4 protein-coding genes are annotated in these 5,885 nt (G+C 61.9%); 1 reads left to right on the top strand and 3 read right to left on the bottom strand.

Annotated elements, in window-relative coordinates; translation table 11 throughout:
* The 3 genes from ENJ19_02385 to glgC all read right to left on the bottom strand — a co-directional run.
* Positions 1-567: hypothetical protein (locus tag ENJ19_02385; protein HHM04576.1), on the bottom strand; the 567-nt coding region annotated here is incomplete at its 3' end.
* Positions 462-2,180, bottom strand: coding sequence for a glycoside hydrolase (locus tag ENJ19_02380; GenBank protein ID HHM04575.1), 1,719 nt, complete (start codon positions 2,178-2,180; stop codon positions 462-464). The genes ENJ19_02385 and ENJ19_02380, both read right to left, overlap by 106 nt.
* A complete protein-coding gene (gene glgC, locus ENJ19_02375; GenBank protein ID HHM04574.1) occupies positions 2,170-3,432 on the bottom strand; it encodes a glucose-1-phosphate adenylyltransferase in 1,263 nt (420 codons plus the stop codon). Before glgC ends, ENJ19_02380 begins: the two co-directional genes overlap by 11 nt.
* Before the next feature lie 153 nt (positions 3,433-3,585).
* Here glgC and glgB point away from each other — a divergent pair, with 153 nt between their 5' ends.
* On the top strand, positions 3,586-5,769 hold the full coding sequence (glgB, locus tag ENJ19_02370; GenBank protein ID HHM04573.1) for a 1,4-alpha-glucan branching protein GlgB: 2,184 nt from the start codon (positions 3,586-3,588) through the stop codon (positions 5,767-5,769).
* The last annotated feature ends 116 nt before the right edge of the window (positions 5,770-5,885 follow it).

The following is a 5,885-nucleotide window of genomic DNA, read 5'->3' as shown; positions in this document are numbered from 1 at the left end:
GCGGTCGCGCAGGGGCGCGGGCCAGTGCCACCAGGCCTGGTGACCCTGCTCTTCCCGTATGGCGCAATAGAGAGCGTAATCGTCCAGCCAGCTTTTGTGTTCGGCGCAAAAGGCCTCAAAGTCGTAACGGGCGGCGGTGTCAGCCCGCGCCTGGAACGCCTGCCAGGCCGCCGCCAGCGACATTCCGGATGGCGCGCCGTCCAGCCAGCCTTCCTCATGCAGCGCGTCCCGGTCAATGAAACCGGGATTCCCGGCATGCACCGAAAGACACTGGTAGGGCGAGCCGTCATCGTGGGTGGGACCCAGGGGCAGGGTTTGCCACACGCTCTGACCCGCCCCGGCCAGGAAATCCACAAAGCGCCGCGCCGGCGCGCCCAGCCCCCCCACGGGGCCCTCTCCCGGCAGAGAGCTGATGTGCAGCAGGATACCCGCCCGCCGCCGGGCGAAACAGGCTGGCGCTGTCACTGGACCTCGCTTTGACCGTGACGCATGGTGCCACCGGCGGCGGGCGCGCCGCCGCCGCGGCTGAGGGCGCGGGAGAGGTGATCCGGAGGCTCGGCGCCACACAGGTGATAGAGATTGGCCAGGTGCAGACGGTAGAGCCGTTCGAAGTCGCTGACGGTGGCGGCGGGATTGTAGTCACCAAACCACCAGAACCAGTCGGAGCCTTCGCAGGCGGCGAGCTGAGCCAGCGCCGCCTGGTAGGCTTCGCCGCTGAGCCGGCCGGATTCCACCGCCCGGTCGAACACGCGTTTGGCCTCCCCCAGCACATCCCAGGCGCGGTTTTTGTCCGGGTCGCCGATCCAGGTGGAAAAGCTGCCGTACACCCAGCTGCCGGATACTATTTTCTGCAAGGTGGTGGTGGGCATGCCGGCATCCAGGCAGGCGGAAAACGTGGTGAGTTCAAGCTGCGGGTGGTCAGCCAGGCGCTGGTACAAGGCACTGAGAAAGTAGTAGCCGTTGTTGGGGTAGTACTCCCAGGCGTTTTCACCGTCGAGAATAATGGGCACCACGGTGTTGCGGTTGTCTTCCCGCACGCTGGCGATCATCTCCAGATTGTGGACCAGATTGCTGACGGCATCGTCACCGTGCCAGTCGGCATAGGTGAAGCCGATCAGGTCCGACAACTCATCGTCACGAAAAAAACAGGCCACGCCATCGTCGCTGCCGAAACGGTAGGGCTGGAACAACCAGAATTCCCTGGCCTGGGTGGTGTCGCGGCCGGCGTGATACAGGCTGTTGTGCAACACCGCCTGACCGCTGGCGGCCCACTCCAGGCCATAGTCTTTCAGCAAAGCCAAGGTGGCGGCGCTCACCCCGCCTTCCGAAGGCCAGCAACCGCGGGGACGGAAACCGAAATGGCGCTCGAAGGTTTTCAGTCCTTGTTCAATGTGCCAGCGGGCCCGCCGCTCGCCGCCGGGATAGGCGTCGAGCAGGGGAAGTTCGGCATCGGGCATGGCCTCCCGGGCACATTTCAGATCCAACAACAGGGGTATCATGGGGTGGGCCATGGGACTCATAGACAGCTCCACCTGCCCGCGCTCGGCCAGGGCCCGGTAGCGCCCCACCAGGCCGCCCAACAATTCGCTGATTACGCCCAGCAACTCCAGGCGGTCGTGCACCGTGTAGTTGCTGCCCTTGTCCAGCAGGCGTTTGATACGGGCGTCCCTCTGGCGGACAGTTTCACCCAGCCAGGCAAGGTGATACCAGGTGAGCAGGTCACCCAAAAACTGCTCGCCCAGATAGATGAGGGCTTCGGGCTCTTCCTCCACCCAGCGCGCCACCTTCACCAGCCGTCTGAACTGGGGCACGGGCGAGACCTGACGCGCCTCATTGAGGCGCAGGCAGGCGCTGACGAGGTTGAGCTGTTGTTCCGCTCGCACGGGCAGGGCCGCTTCGCCCAGGGCGGCCAGCAGCGGATCACGCAAGGCAATGCCATCATTCAAAAAGCCGTTGATCTGGGCGGCGTAATCGGCCAGCTGGTCCAGCAGCACGGGGGCAAAATTCACCACCGCCCGGGCACCGGGCACGGCTTCCAGATGCGCCGCCATGTCCACATAGTCTTTTGTCGCGTGCAGGTAAACCCAGGGCAGCTGGTATTCGCCGCTGAGCAGGTTACGATAATCCGGCTGGTGCATATGCCAGCACAACACTACTTTCATACGCGACTTATCGGACATAGTGCCTCCGCTCTCCGAGCATTTCCGGAATCACCAACACCACCCCTTCGGGACTGACGTAAAAACGTTCTTCGTCCACTTTGCGGTCTTCGCCGATCACCGTGCCGTCGGGAATGCGGCAGTGTTTGTCAATCACGACTTTGCGCAAACGGCAGTTTTCGCCGATCTCCGCATCGGGCAGCACCACACAGTCTTCCAGCCGCGAAGCGGCGTTGACGCGGACGTTGGAAAACAACAGGGAGTGACGCACTTCGGCACCGGAAATTATGCAGCCGCCCGAGACCATGGAATCCACCGCCATACCCCGCTTGCCGTCATCGTCGAACACGAACTTGGCCGGCGGCAGCTGCGCCTGGTAGGTCCAGATGGGCCAGTCGTTCTGATAAAGGTTCAACGGCGGCGTAACCCCGATCAGCTCCATATTGGCCGCCCAGAACGCATCCACCGTACCGACATCGCGCCAATAGGCCTGCCCGCCGGACTCCTCCCGGAAGGGATAGGCCATGACCCGGTACTTTTCAATCACGGAAGGAATGATGTCCTTGCCGAAGTCGTGAGTGGAGCCGGGCAGGTCCGAGTCGCGAATCAGCTGTTCGTACAAAAAGCCGGTGTTGAAAATATAAATGCCCATGGAGGCCAGGGCCGCATCCGTGCGGCCGGGAATGGGTTTGGGCTGCGCCGGTTTTTCGGTGAAATCCGTCACCTGCCAATTCCCGTCCACGCTCAACACACCAAAGGCGCGCGCCCGCTCCACCGGCACTTCCAGCACACCGATGGTAAGATCGGCCTGCTTGTCCACGTGATAGGCCAGCATGGGGCCGTAATCCATCTTGTAGATATGATCGCCCGCGAGAATCAGCACGTAATCCGGCTCGTGGTTTCTGATAATGTCCAGGTTCTGAAACACAGCATCGGCCGTGCCCGTGTACCACGAGGCCGTCACCCGCTGCTGCGCCGGCACCAGTTCGACGAACTCGCCCAGTTCCGCCCGCAGAAAACTCCAGCCCTGCTGAATATGGCGAATGAGTGAATGGGCCTTGTACTGGGTCAACACCGCAACCTGGCGGATGCCGGAATTGACACAATTGGACAATGGAAAGTCAATGATGCGGAATTTGCCACCGAAGGGCACCGCCGGCTTGGCGCGCCACAAGGTGAGGTGTTTCAGTCGGGAGCCCCGCCCCCCGGCGAGAATCAGGGCCAAGGTGTTTTGTGTAAGACGGCTAACAAAACGCTCAGGTCTCTTATGCATTACACCCACTCTCTTCCCAGCTGTTCCCTCTGCCCCCACCCCGTTCGGAAGGCGCTTGGACCTTATGCTAACATTGATCGCGGTCTTTTCCCTGATAAATGTAATGTCTGATACGACACCATTCCTCCCCCTTCAATCCAAAGTGTCTGGTTCATGAATACAAGTATAGGCAAGCCTGTTCCCGCTGAATTGATTCTCATCGCCGAAGCACGGCACCACGACCCCTTCCAGGTGCTGGGCAAACATCGCGTTGAAAACGGCGAGCAGGTCACCGCCTACCTGCCCACCGCCGGCGAGGTGGTCATCGCCGACGGTGAACACCCCATGAGGCGCCTGGGCGAGACCGACTTTTTCCGCTGGCAGGGCCCGGCGGGGGTGGTGCCGGAACGCTACCGGTTGCGCTGGCAGGACAGCGCCGGTCACCCCCACTGTGCCTTCGATCCCTATTGTTTCCCGCCGCAGATCCCCGACTTCGACCTGCATCTGTTCGGCGAAGGCCGCCACTGGCACGCCTACCGTTTCCTGGGCGCCCACCCTGTCACCGTGGACGGCATCAAAGGCGTGCGCTTTGCCACCTGGGCACCCAACGCGGCGCGGGTCAGCGTGGTGGGTGATTTCAATGACTGGGACGGCCGCCGTCATCCCATGCGCGTACGCGGCGGCAGCGGCATCTGGGAGTTGTTCATCCCCGGTCTGAGTCCCGGTTCCCTGTACAAATTCGAGCTGCGCCACCGGGACAGCGGCCGGGTGTTCATCAAGGCTGACCCTTACGCCCAGCAATTCGAGGTGCGTCCCAGCACCGCCTCGGTGGTGCGCGCCGAAAACACCCACGAATGGCACGATGAAAACTGGCTGCAACAGCGCCAAAACAGCGACTGGCGCCACGCGGCCATGTCCATTTACGAAGTCCACCTGGGGTCGTGGCAACGGGACGAGCACGGCCGCTTTCTCAACTACCGGGAACTGGCGCGCCGCCTGGTGGACTACGTCAAACCCCTGGGGTTTACCCACATCGAACTCCTGCCCGTCACCGAACACCCCCTGGATGCCTCCTGGGGCTATCAGACCATCGGCAACTATGCCGCCACCAGCCGCTTCGGCACACCGGACGATTTCCGCTGGTTCGTCGATCATTGTCACCAAAACGGCATCGGCGTGCTGCTGGACTGGGTGCCTGGCCACTTCCCCAAAGACCCCCACGGCCTGGCCCGCTTTGACGGCAGTGCCCTGTACGAACACGAAGACCCCCGCCGCGGCGAGCACCGGGACTGGGGCACCTTGATTTTCAACTACGGCCGCAACGAGGTGCGCAATTATCTGCTCTCCAGCGCCGTCTTCTGGCTGGAGGACATGCACCTGGACGGCCTCAGGGTGGACGCTGTCGCCTCCATGCTGTACCTGGACTACTCCCGTGAAGAGGGCGACTGGCTGCCCAATCAATACGGGGGCAACGAAAACCTCGACGCCATCGCCTTTCTGCGCCAGCTCAATGAAGTCACCCACAGCCACTGTCCCGGCACCGTGGTCATCGCCGAGGAATCCACCTCCTGGCCCATGGTGTCGCGTCCCACCTATCTGGGGGGCCTGGGCTTTAGCATGAAATGGAACATGGGCTGGATGCACGACACCCTGGAATACATGAAAAAAGACCCCGTGCACCGCCACTACCACCACGATCTGCTCACTTTCGGCATGCTCTACGGCTTCAGCGAAAACTTCGTGCTGCCCTTTTCCCACGATGAAGTGGTGCACGGCAAAGGCTCGCTGCTGGGCCGCATGCCTGGCGATGAGTGGCAACGCTTCGCCAACCTCCGCCTCTTGTACACCTATATGTACACTTATCCGGGCAAGAAGCTGCTGTTCATGGGCTGCGAGTTCGGTCAGGTGCCGGAATGGAACTTCAACACCGAGTTGGAGTGGTTTGTGTTGCAATACCCGTTCCACGCCGGGGTGAAAAACCTGGTGGGGGATCTCAACCGGATCTATCGCGAAGAACCGGCCCTGCACGCCCACGACTTCGAGCCGGAAGGGTTTGACTGGATCGACTGCCACGACGCCACCCAATCCGTCATCAGCTATTTGCGCCGGGCGGGGGACAGTATCGCCGCTGTGGTGCTCAACTTCACGCCCATTCCGCGACCCAATTACCGGCTGGGTGTCCCCCGGCCGGGGGAATACCGCGAACTGGTCAACTCCGACTCGGCGTTCTACGGCGGCAGCAATATGGGCAACGGCGGTTCCGCCTATGCCGAAGCCATACCGTGGATGGGGCAACCCTACTCCGTCAACATCACCGTCCCGCCTTTGGGCGGCATCGTGTTGAAACCCCATTATTAACCCGGCAATCAAACAGGTCGTCCTGACCTGTTTGATTGCCGCACGCGAAATACGGGCGCCATTGTGCGAAATGGCTGGTATTTCGCGGGCTCGCATTGACTTGCGCCAATGGCGGC

It is taken from the genome of Gammaproteobacteria bacterium (assembly GCA_011375345.1).
GTDB lineage: Bacteria > Pseudomonadota > Gammaproteobacteria > DRLM01 > DRLM01 > DRLM01.
Note: the sequence above shows the minus strand (reverse complement) of the source record. Positions and strands in the feature narration are given on the sequence as shown.

Bases quoted from the DNA above. Each gene is read 5' to 3' on its own strand.
- ENJ19_02380 (HHM04575.1), bottom strand. From the start codon at position 2,180: ATGTCCGATAAGTCGCGTATGAAAGTAGTGTTGTGCTGGCATATGCAC.
- glgC (HHM04574.1), bottom strand. From the start codon at position 3,432: ATGCATAAGAGACCTGAGCGTTTTGTTAGCCGTCTTACACAAAACACC.
- glgB (HHM04573.1), top strand. From the start codon at position 3,586: ATGAATACAAGTATAGGCAAGCCTGTTCCCGCTGAATTGATTCTCATC.